We start from the raw sequence: 21,826 nt of genomic DNA, 5'->3' as shown, positions 1-21,826 counted from the left end.
GGACGAAATATTACGCCGCCAGACGCGACAAGTCCGCAACCCGGTTCATGGTCCGGTGCAGTTGGTTCAGCAGCGCCAGACGGTTGGCCTTGAGGGCGGGATCGTCGGTGTTGACCATCACATTGTCGAAGAAGGCGTCGACCGGGGATTTGAGGGCAGCGAGCGCCTGCAGCGAGGCTGTGTAATCGCCCACAGCAAAGGCCTTGTCTGCATCGCGTCCAATGGCTGCAACTTTGGCCACCAAGTCTTTTTCAGCGTCCTCGACGCAGCGTACAGGATCGGGCTCGTCGCCCACTTCGCCCTCGGCTTTCTTCAGGATGTTACCGACACGCTTGTTGGCGGCGGCGAGCGCTGGGGCTTCCGGCAAATCTGCAAAGGCCCGTACCGCAGCGAGTCGCTTGGGAATATCACCCAGGCGTTGAGGTTTGAGGGCGACGACTGCATCGACTTCCTGTGCCGAGTAACCCTGCTCACGCAGCATTCCCGAAAGGCGATCGAACATGAAGGTTGCGACTTGGTCCGCGACATCCTCGTGGAGCCCACACATGGTGGCCGCAAGCACCAGNAGATTATCTATTTCCGATGGCAGATCACGCTCAATTAGAATGCGGATGACACCTAACGCATGGCGACGCAATGCAAAGGGATCTTTGTCGCCGGTCGGTTTNTCGCCAATCCCGAACAATCCGACCAAGGTTTCCAACTTGTCGGCTAGCGCCACGCACACACCAACATCGTTACGCGGCAGTTCATCACCAGCAAAACGCGGCTTGTAGTGGTCCTCGATGGCAAAAGCGATATCGTCCGAAAGGCCATCGTGCTGCGCGTAATAACGCCCCATGATGCCCTGCAATTCGGGAAACTCACCGACCATATCGGTGAGCAGGTCAGCCTTGGCCAGAAGCGCAGCCTGATCTGCCTTCAACGCTAGCGCATCCCCACCAATTCTCTGGCCAATGGCGCGAGCTACAGCCTGCACTCGCGTCACACGCTCCCCCTGGGTTCCGAGCTTGTTGTGATACACAACCTTGGCCAGCCCAAGCACACGCGAATCGAGCGCTTTCTTGCGGTCCTGGTCAAAGAAGAACTTGGCATCGGCAAGGCGTGGGCGCACCACGCGCTCGTTGCCCTGGATCACGGCCGACGCATCGGCGGGCGAGATGTTGGAGACGATGAGGAACCGGTTGGTCAGCTTGCCCGCCGTGTCCAGCAACGGGAAGTATTTCTGGTTGGCCTTCATCGTGAGGATCAAACATTCCTGCGGCACCTCGAGGAAGGCTTCCTCGAACTTGCCGACCAGCACGTTGGGACGCTCGACCAGTGCGGTGACCTCGTCCAGCAGGGCATCGTCCTCAATCGGCTTCAGACCCAGCGGCGTGGCGGCGGCCTGCAATTGGCGAACGATCTCGGCACGGCGCTCGGCAAAGCTCGCGATCACGGCGCCCTCGTCCGCCATCTGCAGGGCATAACAGTCAGCATGGGTGATCGCCACCGGGTCCACGCGCGCCTCGAAACGATGCCCCTGCGTCATGCGACCGGCTTCAAGGCCAAGCACCGAGACGGGGACAACGTCAGCGCCGTGCAGCGCAATCAAGCCATGTGCCGGACGCACGAAATTGACCGTTTCCCAGCCTTCGCCCGACGGGTCGGGATAGGTCATCACCTTAGGTATTGGGAGACTTTGAATCACCTCACGCAGGGAGAAGGAAAGATGCAATTGAAGTGAATCGCCACTTATCTCGCGGTTAAGGTAGATGTAATCGGTGCCATTCTCTGCGACATTTACCAGAGAATCGCCAAGGGCACGTTGTAGACCACCTTCCTTTTCTAAGCGTTTTGTCAGGGCAGGTGAAGGCTGACCGGAAGAGTCATAGCCTACAGAGACTGGCATTAACTTNTTATGTTCCTTCCGATTCGAAGCTTTGTCGCGGACATTAGTAATAACAGCTGCCAACCGTCTGGGAGTAGCGTATGCAGTAACTGAGAAGCCTGTATCGAGCAAATTATCCCGCTCTAAATTTTTAGTGAGCGTTTGAGCAAAAGCCTCGCCCAGCTTCTTCAGCGCCTTGGGCGGCAGTTCCTCGACGAATAATTCAACCAGTAAATTTTGTGCGCTCATGCTGCCGCCTTCTTTGCAATTTCCGCAGTAACTTCATCAGCCCACGCACGTGGCGCCATCGGAAAACCGAGCCGCGCCCGGCTGTCGAGATAGCTCTTCGCCACGCTGCGCGCGAGGTTGCGGATGCGGCCGATGTAGGCGGCGCGCTCGGTCACCGAGATCGCACCGCGCGCGTCGAGCAGGTTGAAGGTGTGTGCGGCCTTCAGCACCTGTTCATACGCCGGCAGCGCGAGCTGCGCCGCCATCAGTTCCTGCGCCGTCTTCTCGTGCGCACCGAAGGCGGTGAGCAGGAAATCGACGTCGCTGTGCTCGAAGTTATAGGTCGACTGCTCGACCTCGTTCTGGTGATAGACGTCGCGGTAGGTCAGCCCCTCGGTCCAGACGAGGTCGTACACGCTCTCGACGCCCTGCAGATACATGGCGAGGCGCTCAAGACCGTAGGTGATTTCGCCGGTGATCGGCTTGCAGTCGATGCCGCCGACCTGCTGGAAGTAGGTGAACTGGGTCACTTCCATGCCGTTCAACCACACCTCCCATCCCAGACCCCAGGCACCAAGGGTAGGGTTCTCCCAGTCGTCCTCGACGAAGCGGACGTCGTTCTTTTTCAGGTCGAAGCCGAGCGCCTCGAGCGAGCCGAGGTAGAGCTCGAGGATGTCGGCCGGCGCGGGCTTCAGCACGACCTGGAACTGGTAGTAATGCTGCAGCCGGTTGGGATTGTCGCCATAGCGGCCGTCCTTGGGCCGGCGCGAGGGCTGCACGTAGGCGGCCTTCCAGGGCTCGGGACCGAGCGCGCGCAGGAAGGTCGCGGTGTGCGAGGTGCCGGCGCCGACTTCCATGTCGTAGGGCTGCAGAGCGCGCATCCGCGCTCGCCCCAGTAGCGTTGCAGGGTAAGGATGATGTCCTGAAAGGTGGGTTTCACGAGGGATCAGCGGCTTTTCGGAAAAGCGGCATTTTACCGTGCCTGACCGGCGTTTCCAGGCTGAAGACCGAAAATCCGGCTAATTGCATGCCGCGCGGCTCAGATGCCGGCGTACCACTCGTAGCCCTGGTCCTCCCAATACCCGCCCTTGCCGCCGCCGATGTCGTCCAGGCGTTCGACGAGTTTGATCCGCATGATGTACTTGGCCATCTTGTAGCCCAGCTGGCGCTCGACGCGCACGCGGATCGGCGCGCCATTCTTGATGGGCAACGGCACATCGTTCAGTTCATAGGCAAGCAGAGTCTGGGCATGCCAGGCGTCTTCCATGTCGATGCTCTCGTAGTAGCGTGTTCCCTGGTCGTCCATCGGATCCGCGCAATAGAACACCACGTAGCGTGCCGATGGATGCGGCTGGACCTGTTCCAGTACCCGGCTCAACGGCACGCCTTTCCATTTCCCGATCGCGCTCCAGCCTTCCACGCAATCGTGGCGGGTGATCTGGGTCCGGCTGGGCAAGGCCTTCAAATCGTCGAGCGAATAGGCGCGCGGCTGTGCCACCAGGCCGCCGACCTTCAGCCGGTAATCGACAAACTGATTGGCCGCAAGCGCCTGATAAATCGGGTTGGCCGGGTTGTCCGTGCCATTGCTGCGGAAATCCGGAGACAGGTCGGCCTCGGTGAACTCCTGCGCCATGGCCTTGCGCGGCAGCAACAGGCGTTGTGCGCCAAACGTCAGTTTCTCTGCGCTGTCCAATATCCGTGTAAACCACGCGCTATGCGACAACCGATCGCACCCTGACAGCAGCAGCGTACCGCCGGCGGCCAACGTGCGCAGCAAGAATCGCCGGCGGCCGTTCCCCTGACTAGGCATGCTTGTCCTCGTCGGCCGCGATCCGGTAGCGGCCGGTCAGCATCGAGCGCAGGTTGTTCCAGAAACCGCTGACGATCACTTCGAACACATGGATGAACACGAATGCCACCAGCGCCCAGGCCACCAGGAAATGGAGCGTGCGTGCCGACTGGCGGCCGCCGAATACGTCGATCCAGCCCGGAACCAGCGAATCCAAGCCCGGCGACATGGCCCATCCCATCAGGATCAACAGNGGAAACAGCACGAATATCACGCCGAGGTACGCGAGTTTCTGCAGGATGTTGTAGCGTCGGGCGGCCTCGCCCCGCGCATGCCGCAGCAACAGATGATCCTTGATGGACCGCCCGATCGAACGCCAGTCGGTTCGGGTTGGCGTGAGGTCGCGCACCAGGTGACGGCTGGCCAGCGTATAGGCCAGGTAGGCCAGGCCATTGATGACCAATACCCAGGCAAANAAGAAGTGCCAGCGCCGCGCCATTGCCAACCATTGCCCGCCCGGAAGCGTGATCCACGCGGGAAAACCGCGCTGGACCGGCAGGCCGCCCATCCCGGCCGACACACCCAACACGCCGGTCGTGTCGTATTCATGGCCAAGAATGCGTGTGACGCCTTTCGGATTGCCCTGCGCATCCATGCGTGCAAACACGTGCAGAATCGGCGGACGGCCGTTATAGGAAGACTTTCCCCAGTTCAGCGCCGGGTGTGCGTTGAATATCTGCAGCCCGCTCATCAGCAGCACGACAAAGGCGAGCACGTTGACCCAGTGCATGAGGCGAACCGGCCAGGCGTGCCGCCGGTACCAGATGGTCTGAACCCCTGCAGCGGTATCGTGTGGCGGCATGGAGGCCTCAGCCAGGTTCGCGGGAACAGTTCAACATAGGCGAGAAGCGCATAAAACCCAAGCCCGGGCCAAGGCGCCCGCCCCGGTCAGGGGTTTTCCGCCTCCAGCGCCTCGATCTGCCCGGACAGTTCGAGCCATTTTTCCTCCTCATGCTCCAACTCGTCATTGACGTGCTGAAGCTGCCGGCCCGTTTCCGTGATGTCCTCGACCGACAGGGTTCCGGCCAGCCGTGCTTCAAGCGCGGCTTTCTCGGCCTGCAGCGCGGCCATGCTCTTGTCGAGCTTTTCCAATGCCTGTTTCAGCGGTTTGAGTTTCCCCGAAGGCGCTGTACGTTTCGCAACGACAAGCGGCGCTTCGACCTTGGGCGGTTCGGCGGCCTTGCCTGCCTCTTTCAAGCTTTCACGCAGCCGCTTGCCCTCGTCCAGCAGATAGCGCTGGTAATCGTCCAGATCGCCGTCGAATGGCTCCACGCCGCCACGCGTCACCAGCCAGAATTCGTCGCACACCGCGCGCAGCAACGCGCGGTCGTGGCTGACCAGCATCACCGTGCCCTCGAATTCGTTCAGGGCCATCGCCAACGCCTCACGCGTGGCCAGATCGAGGTGGTTGGTCGGTTCATCCAGCAGCAACAGGTTCGGACGCTGCCACACGATCATGCACAGCACGAGCCGTGCCTTTTCACCGCCGCTCATGGTGCCGACCGCCTGCTTGACCATGTCGCCGCTGAAGTTGAAGGTGCCGAGGAAATTGCGCAGGTCCTGCTCGCGGCTGCTGAACTGGCCGGCGCCGCCGTTGGCAATCGTGTCGCGGGCGAGGCGGATCATGTGTTCCAGCGGCGTGTCGGCAGGACGCAGGACGTCGAGTTCCTGCTGCGCGAAGTAGCCGATGTTGAGGCCCTTGCCCTCGGTCACCGTGCCGGCGACCACCGGCAGCGTGCGCGCGACGGTCTTCACCAGGGTCGACTTGCCCTGGCCGTTGGCACCGAGGATGCCGATACGCTGGCCGGCGAAGACCGACTTGCTGACGTGCTGCACGATCACCGTCGGCGGCGTGCCGGTCGGCGCGTCCGCAGACGGCGGGTAGCCGAAGCTGGCGTCGTCGATCGTCAGCATGGGGTTGGGCAGGTTGAGCGGTTCCTTGAATTCGAAGGTGAAATCGGCGCTCGCCAGCATCGGCGCCAGTTTTTCCATGCGATCCAGCGCCTTGACCCGGCTTTGCGCCTGCTTGGCCTTGCTGGCCTTGGCCTTGAAGCGGTTGATGAAGGCCTGCAGGTGGGCGATCTTGTCCTGCTGGCGGGCGAACGCTGCCTGCTGCAGCGCCATCTGCTCGGCGCGCATGTCCTCGAAGGTGCTGTAGTTGCCGCCGTAACGGGTGAGTTGGCCGTTTTCGATATGGATGGTGACGTTGGTCACGGCATCGAGAAACTCGCGGTCATGGCTGATCACCAGCAGGGTGCCGGGGTATTTCTTGAGCCAGGCTTCCAGCCATACCAAGGCATCGAGATCCAGGTGGTTGGTGGGTTCGTCGAGCAGCAGCAGGTCCGACGGACACATCAGCGCGCGCGCCAATTGCAACCTCATGCGCCAGCCGCCGGAAAAGCTGTTGACCGGTTGATTCAGTTCGCGCACCTGAAAGCCCAGTCCCAGGATCAGTGCCTGCGCGCGCGATTGCGCATCGTGGGCGCCGGCGTCATGCAGCGCCATGTAGGCGTGCGCCATGCGCTCGCCGTCGTCGCTCGCCTCGGCGGCAGTCACCTCGGCCTGCGCCTCGGCCAACTGGGTGTCGCCGGCGATGACGAAGTCGGTGGCGGATTCGGCGGTTTCCGGCATGTCCTGCGCTACCTGTGCCATGCGCCACTGCGACGGCATCGAAAAGTCGCCCTTGTCTTCATGCAGGGTGCCGTTCAGCAGCGCGAACAGGCTGGACTTGCCGGCGCCGTTGCGGCCGACCAGGCCGACCTTTTCGCCGGGGTTGATCGACACCGACGCGTTGTCGAGCAGGACCTTGGCGCTGCGCCGCAGGCTGAGATTCTTGAGGATGATCATGCAGACGATGCGGTGCGCCGAAACGCCCCGCCCAAACCGAAAGCCGGATTCTACCTTGCCGCCCCGATTCGCCCGGCCGGCATGTCGACTGTTTAACGCTTCGACACGGGATGACGGTTTTCCGTCAATTCACGTCACAGCCTACGTCTGCGCCATAAACAAGCCACACGCATCCATTTGTTTTATTTACACTTTTTCGCCACAACCACTGCCCCCAGATGGCACAGGCATTGCAGGTATTCAGGCAAGCAAGCCAACCCAAGGAGTACATCATGAAACTGCAATTCGGCAAAAACCAACTGGTCCTCGAACTCAGCGCCTCGCCTTTTGCGTGGTTCCACGGCCAGACCGAGCGCATGAGCCTCACCAGCCTCTCGCTGCTGTTCGTGCAGTTCTCCCTGTTTGCCCGTCAGCCTTCCGTCTGATGCAAGTCGGTCGAGCCACCAGCGTGAGCATCAATCTGTCTCGCTCGCCGTTGGGATTCTTTAGCGGCAGCACCTGCCGCATGTCGATGTTCAGCCTGACGCTGCTGTTCGTCGAATTCCGGGTGCTGCGACGCACGACCGCGCAGTGCGCGTGACCGCCTAACGGCGGATTTCCAGTATCGCCTCCAGCCCGCCTTGCGGGCGATTGCGCAACACCACCTTCAAACCGTTCGTTTCCGCCAGCTGCCGCACGATCGCCAGCCCGAGGCCCGTTCCCCCGGTTGCCTGTGAACGCGACGTTTCCAGCCGATAGAACGGCCTGAACACTTTCTCCAGCTGGTCGTCCGGAATGCCGGTGCCGGCATCGCGCACGACCACGCGCGCCAGACTCCCGGTGCATTCCAGCACCAGCTCGACCGGCGTGCCGCCGTAACGCTGCGCATTCTGGATGAGGTTCGACACGATTTGCCGCACAGCCAGGCGGCTGGCCTCGATCATGCACGGCACCGCGCCCGGCCACGACAGGTTCGCATCGACCGCAGCCTCTTCCAGCAGGCCGGCGAGGTCGAAGCGCACCCGATTTTCCGCCTGGGTGGTACGCGCCAGTTCCAGATACCCCGCAATCAGCTTGTTCATGTCGGCCAGGTCGGCCACCGCACGGTCGATACGCGCCGGGCTGGGAGCATCGCGCAACATTTCCAGGTTGAGCTGCAACCGTGTCATGGGGGTACGCAGGTCATGCGAAATGCCTGCCAGCAGGGTGGTGCGGTTATCCAGCAGGGCACGCACCTCGCCCGCCATGGTGTTGAAACGACGAGCGAGTTCGGCGAGTTCGGCGGGGCCGGTTTCAGGCAAGGGCTCGGGCAATTCGCCCGCCCCAACCTGCCTGGCTGCGCCTGCCGCGCGCGCCAGCGGCACAGTGATGCGGCGCACCAGGAACAAGGCCGTCAGCAGGCTGAGAAATGTGCCCAGGGCAACGACCGCGATGGCTGCCAGCGGCGGCTTGACTGCGTAACGGCGCGGAAAGAAGCCGGCATGCAGGTCATGCCCNCCNACAGGAATATCCAGCCAGGCCGCTTCTGTTCCGGGCACGCCACGCAAGATCACGTCGTCGCCGACGCGCCGGCTCAGTGCATCCTCGATCTGGGTACGGAAAGCGAAATGCGGCGCGTCCGCCGTCGCCCCGATATTCACGGTGGTCAGGCGTAACCCGTGGCGGCGCGCCAGTTCGCGCTCGAACGCCGCGCGCGTCTGCGGCGGTAGCTCCACCCAGGTTTGTGCCGACAGCACGATCAGGCCGGCCAGATCATCGGCCGAGCGTTCCGCCACCGGTACGATCAAGGTGCGATACACCACCCAGAATGCGGCTGCCTGAAACACGACAAATGCCAGCGCCAGCGTCAGCGCGGTGCGGGCGAACAACGAGCGAGGGAAGTGCTTCACCCTTGCCCTGCGGCACGAACAGGTAGCCCTGACCGCGCTGGGTACGGATATAGGCTGGATTGGCCGGATCATCCTCGATCTTCTTGCGCAGGCGATTCACCCGAACGTCGATGCTGCGGTCGAACGGATCGCGTTCGAATCCCCGTAGCTGGTCCATCAGCCAGTCGCGCGACAGCGCACGGTTGGCATGGGTGACGAAGATTTCCAGCAGTTCGTATTCGCCGCTGGTCAGCGGGATCTCGGCATCGTCGCGACTGAGTGTACGGGCGTCGAGGTTGACGCTGAACGGGCCGAAATGCACCAGCCGGGCGGTTTCGGCCGCGGCCGGTGCTGCCGCGCCATTCTGTCGCCGCAGCACCGCGCGGATACGGGCCAGCAGTTCACGCGGATTGAACGGCTTGGGCAGATAGTCGTCGGCGCCGACCTCGAGGCCGATGATGCGGTCGATGTCTTCACCCCGGGCCGACAGCATGATGATGGGCGGAAAACCCGGCTGCGCACGCAGCCGCCGCGCGACCGACAGGCCATCTTCGCCCGGCATCATCCAATCGAGCACCAGCAGATCCGGCAGGCGGGCGGCCAGCAGGCGATCGAGCGCGGGCGCGTCTTCAGCCGTTTCGACCTGATAGCCCTGGCTTGCCAGGTATTCGGCCACCAGTTCGCGGATGCCCGGTCGTCGTCGGTCACATAAATGATGTCTTTTTCCATGTGGCAAATATATCAGCAGGGACGGCACGCTATCCGCCGGGAGTTATGGTCATTTCTGGTGTACGGGAAGGTAGAAAGGATGGCGTATCCTGTTGATTGATCACGCCAGATCAACAACCAACAGAAGGTGATACGCCATGGCCAAGTCTACCCTGAAGACTCTTCCACAACCAGAAAAAGACGTTATTGATCCGCTGACCGAGCTGCTGCGGACTGGGGCACGGGAGCTGATCGCACAGGCCGTCGAGGCCGAGCTTCAGGCGCTTCTGGATCAGCATGCCGAGCACCGGCTCCCGGATGGCCGTCAGGCCGTCGTGCGCAATGGCTATTTGCCTGAGCGTACTGTCCAGACCGGCATCGGCAATGTCGACATCAAGGTGCCGAAAGTACGGGATCGGAGTGGTTCCGGGGTTCGCTTCAACAGCACCTTGCTGCCGCCGTACCTGAAGCGAGCCCGGAGTGTGGAGGAAGTGCTTCCCTGGCTGTACCTGAAGGGTGTGAGCACCGGCGATTACCAAGAGGCACTGGCCGCGTTGCTGGGTGATCAGGCCAGGGGCTTGTCGGCCAACACCATCAGTCGCTTGAAGCAGCACTGGATCGATGAGCACCGGGAGTGGTGTCAGCGAGATTTGAGCCAAAGCCGCTACGTGTACTGGTGGGCCGACGGCGTATACAGCAACGTGCGCATGGATGACCGCCTCTGCCTGCTGGTGATCATCGGCGTGACGGAGCATGGGCGCAAGGAGCTGGTTGCGGTTGAGGACGGCTACCGAGAGTCGGAGGCCAGCTGGTCAGAACTGCTGTCGGGACTGCGGGCCCGGGGCCTGACGACCAGCCCGAAGCTGGCCATCGGCGACGGCGCTTTGGGCTTCTGGAAAGCACTGGCCAAGTGCTATCCGGACACCCGCCATCAGCGCTGCTGGGTGCACAAGACGGCGAACATCCTGTCCGCGCTGCCAAAGTCGGTGCAACCGAAAGTCAAGGCGGCGCTGCATGAGATCTGGATGGCCGAGACGCGGGCTGACGCACACAAGGCCTTTGACCGGACTCTGGTTCGCTTCGAGTCGAAGTATCCCGGCGCCATGGAACGGCTGCGCAAGGATCGTGAGGAGCTGCTGGCCTTCTACGACTTCCCGGCAGAACACTGGATCCATATCCGGACGACCAATCCGATCGAATCGACGTTTTCGACGGTGCGCCTGAGAAGCAAGAGAGCGCGGAACTGCGGCTCCCGAGAGACCACGCTGGCGATGGTCTACAAGTTACTGGAAACCGCGCAGAAGCGCTGGAAACGGATCAAGGGATTTGATCTGCTGGCCCTCGTGGTCAACAACGTGAAGTTCAAGGACGGCGAGCAAGTACAGGATCAATCAGACAGGAACGCGGCTTGATGCCCATACACCAGATTTGACAATAACTCGTCACGCAGCGCATCAATGAGCAGTTCGGGGACGCCGCATAAGCCGAAGCCGCCTACTGCCAATAGCTGGTTGTCGGCCACGACGCCTCGAAGCGCCTCGGCAGCACTGGGATACATCTTGTTCAAAATTGCCTCCTGGATAAAGAACTCAACCCGCCCATCGCCAAGCGGGCTACAAACGTAGGTGGGCTGCGCATGGCACCGCGTTGCGCAGGAATTAGCGAAAGATTAACGACGGACCAACTGCGCAGACCTGGAACCTGTCGAGACTTCTAGCCATACCTCCCGCAATTTCGGCCATAACCGTTATTCGTTGCCACCAGTCGATGCTTGGCGGATCACTCCACGCTTGAGCAGCAGCTCGATTTGCTTCTCCGACAGGCCCGCTTCGTCCAACACCTCTCGGTTAGCACCGAACGGTAACGAGTAGTTGCTGTCACATGTCGTCAAACATCAGGCGTTCCTCAACTGCCTTCAATGCCTTACGTACACACCTTTCATCATCTTCCCCGGTTGGTGCACCACTAACACTGGCCGCGCCGAGAAAGCTGCCGTCAGCGGCTTCGATGCGTACAGCGCCCGCTTCTGAGAGTGTGATACCAATGTGATCAAGTTTCTCGGCCAGGTCCTTCGCATTACGTACGAATTCGCCGGAGTCTACCCCTGACATGACAACTGTATTAGCAGTCCGCATAGCGATTTCGATCATTATGCGCGGGGCGAATACGTCACGCAGGATCGCCACTGGATCGCCATTCCGATCGACCACCACCGCCGCAACTTGATAGCCGGTTTCGCGGCATGCCTCGAGAGCGCTCTGGGCTATGTCACGGGCTATCTCCACGGACATCCTCTTAACGGTGAACGTATCATCGCCCACAGCCATAGTCGGCCCCATGAGTACTCCAACCAGCGCCGATGCTCCGATGAACATTAGATTTCGACGTAGGACGGATGTTCTTTGTTTCAACTGCATCTGCTAGTCCTCATGTTGTTGACGGGGATAGGAAATCCAACCGCATGAGCACAAGTATAGCACACGTTTGGATGGCAGGTTCATTCTATCGGGTGTATTTCGATCATGGTCGCGGGTCATTCGGATTCTCCAATATTCAGTCGTGGCGTTTCAGGCGTTTTGATCAGCAAGCTGCCGGTCGGGGATAGGAAATCCAACCGCATGAGCACAAGTATAGCACACGTTTGGATGGCAGGTTCATTCTATCGGGTGTATTTCGATCATGGTCGCGGGTCATTCGGATTCTCCAATATTCAGTCGTGGCGTTTCAGGCGTTTTGATCAGCAAGCTGCCGGTCGGGGATAGGAAATCCAACCGCATGAGCACAAGTATAGCACACGTTTGGGGCGTCTCAGGCATGCACACAGGGGACTGCTGGGTTGATTTCTCAAAGCCAGTTGCCCGAGATTTTTCGGTATGACCCGTTTTTGGCGGTGACAGGCGCAGCGCTGCCTCGCAACGTTGGCAAAACCACTGTTAACCGCTGTTGCCACCCTACCAACTGACGCGCTGATCGACCTCGAAGTCCGGGGCCGGTTGGGTCGCTTCATCCCAGTCTGGGGCTGGCTCCACGCCCTCTGCGGCTTGCGCGTCGCACTCGTCCCACAGTGGCGGCCCGCGTGCCGGGGTGATGTGCGGCGGCTCCGTCTCCACCCCGATGTGCTCCAGTATTTGGCGGATATCGGCACTGTGTGTGATGAAGGCGATGATGTGCATTTGCCCGCCGCAGATGGGGCACAGCAGCGGGAACACCTCGTAGATACGGGCCATCAGCACCGCCCACAAATAGTGCGCCGGGCGCTTGGGTGGCACCGGCTGGGCGGGCTCGGTCTGGGTTGGCAGTGGGCTTCTTACCCCAAGTGCGCCCTCGCCTGCAGCCGTGCTGGCTGGCTCGGCTTGCACCTGCGCCGGTTTCACCGCTGCATCACGCGCCAGCGCCGTGACGGCAGGCCTCAAGGGTGAGTTCGGTGCCAGCACGCCAAAGTAGCGGTGGCGGTGCGTGCGCGGCGGGGGCACCAGCTTGGCGATACGTTCAATCAGCTCCAGCGGGGTGAGGGTGATCTCATCGGCCTTTACGCCGCGCTTGTTGTGAGGCAGGCTGCCGGGCTCGCTGTGCTGCTTGGCGCAGCGGTAGACCAGCTCGCTGCCCGCTTTGCGCAGCCGCTCCATGGCAAACGGCGGGCGGGCGCAGTAGCGCAGCAGCCGCTCCAGCCCGGCGCGGTCGTGCGCCGCTATGCACACGCTGGTGTCCACCGAAAACCCGCTGTGCTTGTAGCCCAGCATCTCTTGGGCCTCGAAACTCTCCAGCAGGCCCCGTCCGACAAAGGCGCGCAGGATGCGTTTGCGTAAGCTGGCCTGCACCTGACCCACGGCATCCGCAGTCACGCCGGTGGCGGGGTGGAAGATGATGCGCGATGGTGAGCTTTGAGAAGCTGCATCAGCAGCATCGACCTCCTCGCCCGCCACTTCCTCAAACACGCCATCGACTGCGCAGACATGGAAGTGCACATGCTCGTTCAGACTGGAGCCAAAGCGGTGGATGAAGGCGACTGCGCCTATGTGCAGTGCTGCCTTGTCCACATTGGCCGCACCAGGGCTGTTGGCTTGCAGCGTTTGCGCGATGACGCGTAGGAAGATGCGCAGCACCATGCCCAGCACCGGGCCCTCTCGCTGCATGTAGTACCGCAGCCGTTTGGGCACCGACAGCACCCACTGGCGCACCGGCAGGCGGGAAACACATGGTCGGTGAGGTGTGCCGCCGTCTCAGCCATGCGCCGGGTGTTGCATGAGGGGCAGACACCCCTGCCTTTGCACGAGAAGGCGACCAGGAAGTCGTGTCCGCAGTCGTCGCAGCGGGCGCGGGCAAAGCCGTGGGCGAAGATGCCGCACTCCAGATATTTCTCGAACGCTTTGCGCACGTAGGGCCTGGGGCTGTGGTGGTCGCCCTGGCCCTCAAATTGACCCTCGCAAGCCAGCTCCAGCCAGCTCTCGTAGTGCTCGGCCACGGTTTGGTAGAGCAGAGTGCGTTCGGGGTGGCGGGGTTGTAGCGCTTGGGTTTGGCGGTGGCTGGCATGAATACTGCGCAAATATTTCCAGGGTCGGGCCTTCCGCGCCGTGGCCTGGTAGGCGAAGGTGAGCGCCGCGCAAATGGGCTCCAGGGATTCCTGTCCCACGCTCCAGATCGTGGCCCTTGAAGTCTCGCTCCGGAGGGACGGGAACGCAGCCGAAATGTTCTTCGTAGAACTTTGCCAGGCTGCGCCAGTCCTTGCAATCAGGTTGGTGTGTCCGTATTTCACGCCAGAAATCATGGGGCTCTCCTGTAGGTTGTGGTTCATGGATCTGGCCGAGGTCAGCGTGACTTCTCGGCCAGTATTTGAAGGTAGTGCTGCACCACCGCTGCCCCCGCGAGCGCTGTGATGTCAGCATGGTCATAGGGCGGCGACACCTCGACGAGATCCATGCCGCGCCAGTCAAGGTCGCGCAGTTCCCACAGGGCGAGCAGAGCGTCGATGGAAGCCAGCCCGCCAATGACGGGCGTACCGGTACCTGGGGCGAAGGCCGGGTCGAGCGCATCGATGTCGAATGACAGATAGGCCGGAGCAGTTCCCACTCTTTCTCGGATCCGCTGGGCAATTCCAGTGGCGCCCAGCCTGCGCGCCTCATGAGCGTTGATGATCTCGATGCCGAAATCATTGGGGGCGATGGTCCGGACGCCGACCTGGATTGAGCGATGTGTGTCGATGGCTCCCTCTGCTTTGGCCCGCGTGACAAAGGCCCCATGCGACTGACCACCGCCATCCTTCCATGTGTCTTGATGGGCATCGAACTGCACCAGGGCCAGTGGCCCATGTCTCTGCGCATGGGCGCGCAGCAGCGGTAGCGCGATCGAATGGTCTCCGCCCAAGGTAATCAGATGGGTTCCCGTCGCAAGAATCTCGGCGGCCTGAGCCTGGATGAGTTCGGGCACGCGTTCAAGGTGGCGGAAATCGAATGAGCAGTCGCCCCAATCCACAACGGCAAGCTTGTCGAAGGGATCATGACCAGAGGGAAACTGCGGGTCGCCATTGAAGATGGCCGATGCCCGGCGCATGGCCTGCGGCCCGAAGCGCGCGCCGGGGCGGTTGGAGGTCGCCGCATCGAAGGGGACGCCCCAGATTGCCACGTCCACTCCCGCCAGATCGCGGCTGAAGCGCCGTCTCATGAAGGAAAGCGCACCGGAATATGTCGGCTCGCGGGAGCCACCATGCAGGTCGCCCAGGAAAGCGTTATCTGTCGGCCGAGGGCGAATGCGGATTTTTGAACTGGACGGGTCTGTCACAACGGGCTCCCTATGGCGCAAGTTCATTCAACTACGAGCGGGCATTTATCCAATGACTGGAGCAGGTGGACGGCGTCCTCCCGCTTTACATCCATGAGCCGTGCAGTTGCCGGCAATTTCATGCCGGCATGGGCTGCCGCATCTTCTATGCGCTCCCAATTGCGGGCGTCAAGCGGAATGCGTGAGAGTTCATGCACTACGGCATCGAGTTTTTCCGAGCTGGCGTTCTGTTCCCAGCAGTAAACGACGGCATTGATCAATGGGGTCGTCAATGGCCTGAGTTGGTCGGCGGTATAGAGCGCCATGATCAGATTCACCAGATCCGTATCCAGACCCCGCAGTACCTCGTATATCCGGCCATAGCCTCTCAGCCCCTTGTGTTCCAGCTCGACGGCCAATACGGCCCCCAAGCTCGATACGCCGTGAATTACCAGGCCGCGATCCAGTGCCCTGACCACCTCTGCACCAGACAGCCGCTGGTCACTGTCGAGGATGCCGTCGATGATGACGACCAGCGCTGGGGAGGCAATGGCATCGAGGTCGCCTTGGACAATCGGCCCGCGATAATCCGCATCAAGGATTTGCTGGGCTTCTGCCACCGCTAGGCTCAATCCCAGGAATACGATCGACTTCATGCTGGCCGGAAAGCAGTCTTACTGCAAAAGTGGAACGCCCGTCTTTTCCTGGATCTCCTGGAAGGTCACGCCATCGGCCAGTTCGATGAGCTTCAGCCCCTGCGGCGTCACATCCATCACGCCCAAGTCCGTAATGATTCGATCGACGACGCCTAATCCGGTCAGCGGCAGCGTGCATGACGGCAGGATCTTCAGGTCGGTGGTGCCGTCCTTCGTCCGCGCCACGTGTTCCATCAGCACGATGACCCGTTTCACCCCAGCCACCAAGTCCATGGCCCCGCCCATACCTTTCACCATCTTGCCTGGGATCATCCAGTTGGCAAGATCACCTGCTTGGCTCACCTGCATGGCGCCCAGAATGGACACGTTGATTTTTCCTCCTCGGATCATGGCAAAACTCTGATCCGTGCCAAAGAAGGATGAACCCGGGATGGTTGTTACGGTCTGCTTGCCGGCATTGATCAAGTCCGCATCCACTTGGTCTTCCGTGGGAAAGGGNCCGATTCCCAGCAGGCCGTTTTCGCTTTGCAGCCAGACCTCAATGTCACTGGGCACATGGTTGGCCACCAGAGTGGGGATGCCGATGCCGAGATTGACATAAAAGCCATCCTGAAGTTCTTTGGCTGCCCGCGCAGCCATCTGATCCTTTGTCCATGCCATGTTCAATCTCCCGATTTCNTGAGTCACCGTGCGGTGTTCAATGTGTTTGTTGGGGTCCGGGTTATGGACGATGCGGTGTACATAGATGCCCGGGAGATGCACATCGTCAGGAGCCAGTTCTCCGTTCTCGACGATCTTCTCCGCTTCGACAATGGTGATTTTTCCCGCCGTGGCCACGGCCGGATTGAAGCCGCGCGCGGTCATGCGAAAGCGCAGGTTTCCGGATTTGTCGGCTATATGTGCCTTCACCAAAGACACATCCGGGAAGAACGACTCCTCCATCACATAGGTCTCGCCATTGAACACACGTGTCTCTTTGCCTTCAGCCACTACCGTGCCCACACCCGTCCTTGTGAAGAATGCAGGGATGCCGGCGCCCCCNGCTCGCAGCTTCTCGGCCAAAGTACCTTGGGGNGTGAATTCCAGCTCCAGCTCACCTGCAAGATACTGGCGCTCGAACTCCTTGTTCTCGCCAACGTAGGATGAATACATCTTCTTGATCTGCCGCGACAGCAACAACTTGCCAAGGCCGAGTCCGTTNGCCCCCGCATTGTTGGAGATCACTGAGAGGTTTTGTACGCCGCTGTCACGCAGGAGTTATGGTCATTTCTGGTGTACGGGAAGGTAGAAAGGATGGCGTATCCTGTTGATTGATCACGCCAGATCAACAACCAACAGAAGGTGATACGCCATGGCCAAGTCTACCCTGAAGACTCTTCCACAACCAGAAAAAGACGTTATTGATCCGCTGACCGAGCTGCTGCGGACTGGGGCACGGGAGCTGATCGCACAGGCCGTCGAGGCCGAGCTTCAGGCGCTTCTGGATCAGCATGCCGAGCACCGGCTCCCGGATGGCCGTCAGGCCGTCGTGCGCAATGGCTATTTGCCTGAGCGTACTGTCCAGACCGGCATCGGCAATGTCGACATCAAGGTGCCGAAAGTACGGGATCGGAGTGGTTCCGGGGTTCGCTTCAACAGCACCTTGCTGCCGCCGTACCTGAAGCGAGCCCGGAGTGTGGAGGAAGTGCTTCCCTGGCTGTACCTGAAGGGTGTGAGCACCGGCGATTACCAAGAGGCACTGGCCGCGTTGCTGGGTGATCAGGCCAGGGGCTTGTCGGCCAACACCATCAGTCGCTTGAAGCAGCACTGGATCGATGAGCACCGGGAGTGGTGTCAGCGAGATTTGAGCCAAAGCCGCTACGTGTACTGGTGGGCCGACGGCGTATACAGCAACGTGCGCATGGATGACCGCCTCTGCCTGCTGGTGATCATCGGCGTGACGGAGCATGGGCGCAAGGAGCTGGTTGCGGTTGAGGACGGCTACCGAGAGTCGGAGGCCAGCTGGTCAGAACTGCTGTCGGGACTGCGGGCCCGGGGCCTGACGACCAGCCCGAAGCTGGCCATCGGCGACGGCGCTTTGGGCTTCTGGAAAGCACTGGCCAAGTGCTATCCGGACACCCGCCATCAGCGCTGCTGGGTGCACAAGACGGCGAACATCCTGTCCGCGCTGCCAAAGTCGGTGCAACCGAAAGTCAAGGCGGCGCTGCATGAGATCTGGATGGCCGAGACGCGGGCTGACGCACACAAGGCCTTTGACCGGACTCTGGTTCGCTTCGAGTCGAAGTATCCCGGCGCCATGGAACGGCTGCGCAAGGATCGTGAGGAGCTGCTGGCCTTCTACGACTTCCCGGCAGAACACTGGATCCATATCCGGACGACCAATCCGATCGAATCGACGTTTTCGACGGTGCGCCTGAGAAGCAAGAGAGCGCGGAACTGCGGCTCCCGAGAGACCACGCTGGCGATGGTCTACAAGCTACTGGAAACCGCGCAGAAGCGCTGGAAACGGATCAAGGGATTTGATCTGCTGGCCCTCGTGGTCAACAACGTGAAGTTCAAGGACGGCGAGCAAGTACAGGATCAATCAGACAGGAACGCGGCTTGATGCCCATACACCAGATTTGACAATAACTCATCCGCCGGTTACACACTGTTACAAAATCACCCCTGCGTGAAACAGTGTGCTTACTTTCCTCAACCAAACTGCGAAGCGTGGAAGCGAAACAAGCAACCACAGAAATGGAGACCACGATGAACACACGACGAAACTGGATTATTGGGCTGGCCGGATTGGGACTGGTGATTGCCGCCCCGGTTCTGGCAGCACCGAATTTCATGGATGGCGTGATCATCGTGGCCAAGCGCGATCGCGCCGACGAGGCTCGACAGGATGCGCGCGATGACCGCTGGGACGCGCGACGTGACACGCGGCGCGATGCCAGACGCGACCGCGGCGACGAGCCCCAAGGTTACGGCTACGGCTACGAGCGTCGCCAGCAACGCAAATTCGAGGATGAGGGTCGCCCCCGCGACCGTCGCTGACCTCGGCGCGCAAGCACTGAATTCACTGTAGCAAGGAGAGTAAGCATGAAAACACGCCTTCTGAACACGACTCTGGTCGCCGCCCTGCTTGTCGCCAGCGGCGGCGCGTACGCCGGCCCCGGCCGTTATGACGCGGATGGTTTCGTCACCCGTGCCCGCGTGCTTTCGAGCACGCCGATCTACGACACGGTCAACGAACCGCGCCGCGAATGCTGGACCGAAACCGTTGGCCACGAAACCCGCAGCTACCGGGAAGGAAATGGCGGCGGCGGTGCGATTCTCGGCGCCATCGCCGGTGGCCTGCTCGGTTCCACCGTCGGCAAGGGCGACGGTCGGGTGGCCGCCGCTGCCGTGGGCGCAGCCACGGGCGCCGTGGTAGGTGACCGCTGGAATGGCGGTGGCACACGCTACGAGGAAACGCGCCCGCGTCAGGTCGAGCGTTGTCGGGTCCAGGATAACTATCGCCAGGTCGTCAGCGGCTACGACGTGCGCTACCGCTTCCAGGGACGCGAATACAGCACCCGCCTGCCGTACGACNCCGGCAAGTGGCTGACGCTGAACGGGAACTTTTCGGTGGCCGATGATCCGCGCGATGCGCGCTGGAACGACGATCGCGGCGACTGGAACGATTGACGCGCATCCGCAGACCCACCCTAATCTGTAAAGGAGAACAACCATGTTACGCACACTGCTGCTTGCAGCCACCCTGCTCACCGCTTCCAGCGCCAGTTTCGCCCATGGCGGCAGCTACGGTTATGGCCGTGTGGTATCGGTCGAGCCGAACGTTGTCATTTCTTTCGGGACCTATCGGCCTGATGGCTTCCGGGTCCTGTACGAATCAGGCGGCAGCCGTTACTGGACCCGAACGTCATACTATCCCGGCCCCACCATCATGCTGCCGCCGCCCTATCGGGTCGAGCGCGTCTATTACCGCGGTGACTACAGGCCTTGGGATGATCGTGGCTGGAACCACCGCCACGGTGGGCGGGATGGCTGGCGCGAGGAGCGCCGGGAACATCGCCGCGAGCATCGCCGTCATGACTACGACTGAGCCGGCTCGGGACGATGGCCTGCGAACGCATCTGATTCGGATGTGTAAAGAACCCGGTTCAGATTTCCACCCGTGAGCCCAGTTCGATCACCCGGTTCGCAGGCAGGTTGAAATATTCCACCGCACTGCCGGCATTGCGCGACACCCACCGAAACAGCTGTTCGCGCCAGTGGGACATCCCGCTTTCAACTCCCTTGCTGGGGACGATGGTTTCGCGGCTCAGGAAATACGAGGTCTGCATGGGTTCGAACGTCAGGCCGAATTGCGGCCCCAGGCCTTCGAGTGCAGCGGGCACGTCGGGACGGTTTTTGAAACCGAAGGTGAGGATGACGGCATAGGCTTCGTTGCCCAAGGGTTCGACCTGCATGCGGTCTTCGAACGCTACCCACGGTTCGGTCTTGATCCTGACGGTGAGGAACACCAGCCGCTCATGCAGCACCCGGTTGTGGTTGAGGTTGTGCAGCAGCGCATGCGGCACGGTGTGGGCACTGGCATTGAGGAATACTGCGGTTCCCGGGACGCGCGTCGGCGGATGCGCCATGAGACCGGCGAGGAAATCGGTCAGGGGAATATCCGCTGCGCCAACCTGAGCCAACAGACAGCGCCTTCCGCGCACCCAGGTTCGCATGACGATGAACACCAGGCTCCCCAGGATCAGCGGAAACCAGCCGCCCTCGGTGATTTTCAGCAAGCTGGATGAAAAGAATGCAGCATCGATCAGCAGGAACATGGCAGTCACCGCAAGACTGCCGAACAGGCCATACCCNCACCCGTAATGAATGACGAAAAAGGTGAGCAGCGTCGTCACCAGCATGGTGCCGGTTACGGCGAGCCCGTATGCGGCGGCGAGGTGGTCCGACTTGCCGAAGCCGGCGACCACCCCCACGACGAGCACGAACAGCAGCCAGTTGACGACCGGAATGTAGATTTGTCCGAAAGCCTTGGACGACGTCTGCACCACCTGCATGCGTGGCAGGTAGCCCAGCTGGATGGCCTGCCGCGTGAGCGAGAAGGCGCCGGTGAGGGTCGCCTGAGCGGCGATCACTGTCGCAGCGGTAGCCAGCAGCACCATGGGATAGAGTGCCCATGCCGGGTAAAGCAGAAAGAAGGGATTGTGCCCAGCAGCGGGTATCCGCGACAACAGGGCGCCCTGCCCCAGATAATTCAGCACCAGAGCAGGAAACACCAGGCCATACCACGCCAGCCTGATCGGCGCGCGACCGAAATGCCCCATGTCAGCGTAGAGCGCTTCGGCACCGGTAAAGGCCAGCAGCACGGCCCCCAGCACCACGAACGACGCAAAGCCATGCTGGGTGATGAACCACCAGGCATGTTCCGGATACAGTGCGTTCAGTACCTGTGGATAGTGCGCTATCTGGTATACGCCCCCNACCGCCAGCGCGACAAACCAGAGCATTGCGATCGGACCGAACCAGGCACCCACGCTGGCCGTGCCATGCTGCTGCATGATGAACAAGCCGGTGAGTACGGCGATTGCCAGCGGCATCACATAGGGTTCGAACACATGGGTGCCGACCGACAAGCCTTCGACCGCCGACAGCACCGAAATCGCAGGGGTCAGCACGGCATCGCCGTAGAACAGTGCAGCGCCCGCCATGCCGGCCAGCGCCACCATACGCAATGCACGCGGCCGCTCCGCGACGGCCTGCCGTGCCAGTGCAAGCAAGGCCATGATGCCGCCTTCGCCGTGGTTGTCGGCACGCAGCACCAGTAGCACGTATTTCAGGGACACCACCAGCATCAACGCCCAGAAAATCGCCGACGCGGCGCCTAGCACGGTCTCGGGCCCGGCGGGGATGCCATGGGCCGGGCTCAGGGTTTCCTTCAGGGCATAGAGCGGACTGGTGCCGATGTCGCCATAGACGACACCGAGCGCGGCAAGGGTCAGCGCCGCGCGGCTGTGAGCGTTTGCTTCCATGAAGCGGGATGCCGGGAAGGGGCGAAGCCGGCAGA

General features: G+C 61.4%; 18 protein-coding genes and 4 pseudogenes. 7 read left to right on the top strand and 15 right to left on the bottom strand.

Features of this window, described 5'->3' with window-relative positions:
• Nucleotides 1-10 precede the first annotated feature (10 nt).
• From glyS to HZY77_RS14480, 5 genes and pseudogenes are all read right to left on the bottom strand, one after another.
• Nucleotides 11-2,119 carry a glycine--tRNA ligase subunit beta gene (gene glyS / locus HZY77_RS14500; RefSeq protein ID WP_296816237.1) on the bottom strand — a complete coding sequence of 703 codons (2,109 nt, stop codon included), beginning with the start codon at nt 2,117-2,119 and terminating at the stop codon, nt 11-13.
• A pseudogene (glyQ, locus tag HZY77_RS14495) lies at nt 2,116-3,038 on the bottom strand (glycine--tRNA ligase subunit alpha). The gene glyS and the pseudogene glyQ overlap by 4 nt, the downstream one beginning before the upstream one ends.
• 99 nt (nt 3,039-3,137) lie before the next feature.
• Nucleotides 3,138-3,875 (bottom strand): molybdopterin-binding protein, encoded by a 738-nt coding sequence (locus HZY77_RS14490; RefSeq protein ID WP_296816234.1) that lies wholly within the window; start codon nt 3,873-3,875, stop codon nt 3,138-3,140.
• Nucleotides 3,876-3,900: 25 nt separating this feature from the next.
• Nucleotides 3,901-4,749, bottom strand: a complete 849-nt coding sequence (locus HZY77_RS14485; RefSeq protein WP_296816231.1) for a cytochrome b/b6 domain-containing protein — start codon at nt 4,747-4,749, stop codon at nt 3,901-3,903.
• Between the two features lie 86 nt (nt 4,750-4,835).
• Nucleotides 4,836-6,794, bottom strand: coding sequence for an ATP-binding cassette domain-containing protein (locus tag HZY77_RS14480; protein ID WP_296816228.1), 1,959 nt, complete (start codon nt 6,792-6,794; stop codon nt 4,836-4,838).
• A 272-nt stretch (nt 6,795-7,066) separates the two neighbouring features.
• Between HZY77_RS14480 and HZY77_RS14475 the strand changes: the two genes are divergently transcribed.
• The gene (locus tag HZY77_RS14475; protein ID WP_296816225.1) at nt 7,067-7,219 is read left to right on the top strand and encodes a hypothetical protein; all 153 of its coding nucleotides are present in this window, start codon (nt 7,067-7,069) and stop codon (nt 7,217-7,219) included.
• A 23-nt stretch (nt 7,220-7,242) separates the two neighbouring features.
• On the top strand, nt 7,243-7,374 hold the full coding sequence (locus HZY77_RS14470; protein WP_281166656.1) for a hypothetical protein: 132 nt from the start codon (nt 7,243-7,245) through the stop codon (nt 7,372-7,374).
• A gap of 4 nt (nt 7,375-7,378) precedes the next feature.
• Here the strand turns inward: HZY77_RS14470 and HZY77_RS14465 are convergent, their stop codons facing one another.
• Nucleotides 7,379-8,641, bottom strand: coding sequence for an ATP-binding protein (locus tag HZY77_RS14465; RefSeq protein ID WP_296816222.1), 1,263 nt, complete (start codon nt 8,639-8,641; stop codon nt 7,379-7,381).
• Nucleotides 8,526-9,317 carry a response regulator gene (locus HZY77_RS14460; RefSeq protein ID WP_363153858.1) on the bottom strand — a complete coding sequence of 264 codons (792 nt, stop codon included), beginning with the start codon at nt 9,315-9,317 and terminating at the stop codon, nt 8,526-8,528. Before HZY77_RS14460 ends, HZY77_RS14465 begins: the two co-directional genes overlap by 116 nt.
• Before the next feature lie 190 nt (nt 9,318-9,507).
• On the opposite strand from HZY77_RS14460, the gene HZY77_RS14455 reads away from it, so the two are divergent.
• Nucleotides 9,508-10,761, top strand: coding sequence for an IS256-like element ISMaq7 family transposase (locus HZY77_RS14455; protein WP_296816209.1), 1,254 nt, complete (start codon nt 9,508-9,510; stop codon nt 10,759-10,761).
• Between the two features lie 29 nt (nt 10,762-10,790).
• Here HZY77_RS14455 and HZY77_RS14450 read toward each other — a convergent pair.
• The 7 genes and pseudogenes from HZY77_RS14450 to HZY77_RS17905 all read right to left on the bottom strand — a co-directional run.
• Nucleotides 10,791-10,919: pseudogene (locus tag HZY77_RS14450) on the bottom strand (CoA-transferase); the annotation flags it as partial.
• A 307-nt stretch (nt 10,920-11,226) separates the two neighbouring features.
• Nucleotides 11,227-11,766 (bottom strand): heme-binding protein, encoded by a 540-nt coding sequence (locus tag HZY77_RS14445; RefSeq protein WP_296816219.1) that lies wholly within the window; start codon nt 11,764-11,766, stop codon nt 11,227-11,229.
• Nucleotides 11,767-12,300: 534 nt separating this feature from the next.
• A pseudogene (locus HZY77_RS14440) lies at nt 12,301-13,879 on the bottom strand (IS91 family transposase).
• A gap of 276 nt (nt 13,880-14,155) precedes the next feature.
• The gene (speB, locus tag HZY77_RS14435) at nt 14,156-15,124 is read right to left on the bottom strand and encodes an agmatinase (RefSeq protein WP_296816217.1); all 969 of its coding nucleotides are present in this window, start codon (nt 15,122-15,124) and stop codon (nt 14,156-14,158) included.
• 23 nt (nt 15,125-15,147) lie between these two features.
• Nucleotides 15,148-15,759, bottom strand: a complete 612-nt coding sequence (locus tag HZY77_RS14430; protein WP_296816214.1) for a TfuA-like protein — start codon at nt 15,757-15,759, stop codon at nt 15,148-15,150.
• An 18-nt stretch (nt 15,760-15,777) separates the two neighbouring features.
• Nucleotides 15,778-16,419 (bottom strand): CoA transferase subunit B, encoded by a 642-nt coding sequence (locus HZY77_RS17910; protein WP_363154648.1) that lies wholly within the window; start codon nt 16,417-16,419, stop codon nt 15,778-15,780.
• Nucleotides 16,420-16,443: 24 nt separating this feature from the next.
• A pseudogene (locus HZY77_RS17905) lies at nt 16,444-17,013 on the bottom strand (CoA transferase subunit A); the annotation flags it as partial.
• Between the two features lie 97 nt (nt 17,014-17,110).
• Here HZY77_RS17905 and HZY77_RS14420 point away from each other — a divergent pair.
• The 4 genes from HZY77_RS14420 to HZY77_RS14405 all read left to right on the top strand — a co-directional run bounded on the left by HZY77_RS14420 (nt 17,111) and on the right by HZY77_RS14405 (nt 19,852).
• On the top strand, nt 17,111-18,364 hold the full coding sequence (locus tag HZY77_RS14420; RefSeq protein ID WP_296816209.1) for an IS256-like element ISMaq7 family transposase: 1,254 nt from the start codon (nt 17,111-17,113) through the stop codon (nt 18,362-18,364).
• 146 nt (nt 18,365-18,510) lie between these two features.
• Nucleotides 18,511-18,801: a hypothetical protein gene (locus HZY77_RS14415; RefSeq protein WP_296816206.1), complete on the top strand. Its 291-nt coding sequence runs from the start codon at nt 18,511-18,513 to the stop codon at nt 18,799-18,801.
• 45 nt (nt 18,802-18,846) lie between these two features.
• Nucleotides 18,847-19,434: a glycine zipper 2TM domain-containing protein gene (locus HZY77_RS14410; protein ID WP_296816203.1), complete on the top strand. Its 588-nt coding sequence runs from the start codon at nt 18,847-18,849 to the stop codon at nt 19,432-19,434.
• Between the two features lie 43 nt (nt 19,435-19,477).
• A complete protein-coding gene (locus HZY77_RS14405) occupies nt 19,478-19,852 on the top strand; it encodes a hypothetical protein (RefSeq protein WP_296629625.1) in 375 nt (124 codons plus the stop codon).
• 58 nt (nt 19,853-19,910) lie between these two features.
• On the opposite strand, the gene HZY77_RS14400 is transcribed toward HZY77_RS14405, so the two are convergent.
• Nucleotides 19,911-21,791 carry a potassium transporter Kup gene (locus HZY77_RS14400; RefSeq protein WP_296816200.1) on the bottom strand — a complete coding sequence of 627 codons (1,881 nt, stop codon included), beginning with the start codon at nt 21,789-21,791 and terminating at the stop codon, nt 19,911-19,913.
• Nucleotides 21,792-21,826: the final 35 nt, after the last annotated feature.

Source organism: Thiobacillus sp. (assembly GCF_013693775.1).
Taxonomy (GTDB): domain Bacteria; phylum Pseudomonadota; class Gammaproteobacteria; order Burkholderiales; family Thiobacillaceae; genus Thiobacillus.
Note: the sequence above shows the minus strand (reverse complement) of the source record. Positions and strands in the feature narration are given on the sequence as shown.

What these genes read in the sequence shown, in the direction of transcription:
- HZY77_RS14480 (WP_296816228.1), bottom strand. Translation starts at nt 6,794, where the DNA reads ATGATCATCCTCAAGAATCTCAGCCTGCGGCGCAGCGCCAAGGTCCTG.
- HZY77_RS14475 (WP_296816225.1), top strand. Translation starts at nt 7,067, where the DNA reads ATGAAACTGCAATTCGGCAAAAACCAACTGGTCCTCGAACTCAGCGCC.
- HZY77_RS14455 (WP_296816209.1), top strand. Translation starts at nt 9,508, where the DNA reads ATGGCCAAGTCTACCCTGAAGACTCTTCCACAACCAGAAAAAGACGTT.
- HZY77_RS14445 (WP_296816219.1), bottom strand. Translation starts at nt 11,766, where the DNA reads ATGCAGTTGAAACAAAGAACATCCGTCCTACGTCGAAATCTAATGTTC.
- HZY77_RS14430 (WP_296816214.1), bottom strand. Translation starts at nt 15,759, where the DNA reads ATGAAGTCGATCGTATTCCTGGGATTGAGCCTAGCGGTGGCAGAAGCC.
- HZY77_RS14420 (WP_296816209.1), top strand. Translation starts at nt 17,111, where the DNA reads ATGGCCAAGTCTACCCTGAAGACTCTTCCACAACCAGAAAAAGACGTT.
- HZY77_RS14415 (WP_296816206.1), top strand. Translation starts at nt 18,511, where the DNA reads ATGAACACACGACGAAACTGGATTATTGGGCTGGCCGGATTGGGACTG.
- HZY77_RS14405 (WP_296629625.1), top strand. Translation starts at nt 19,478, where the DNA reads ATGTTACGCACACTGCTGCTTGCAGCCACCCTGCTCACCGCTTCCAGC.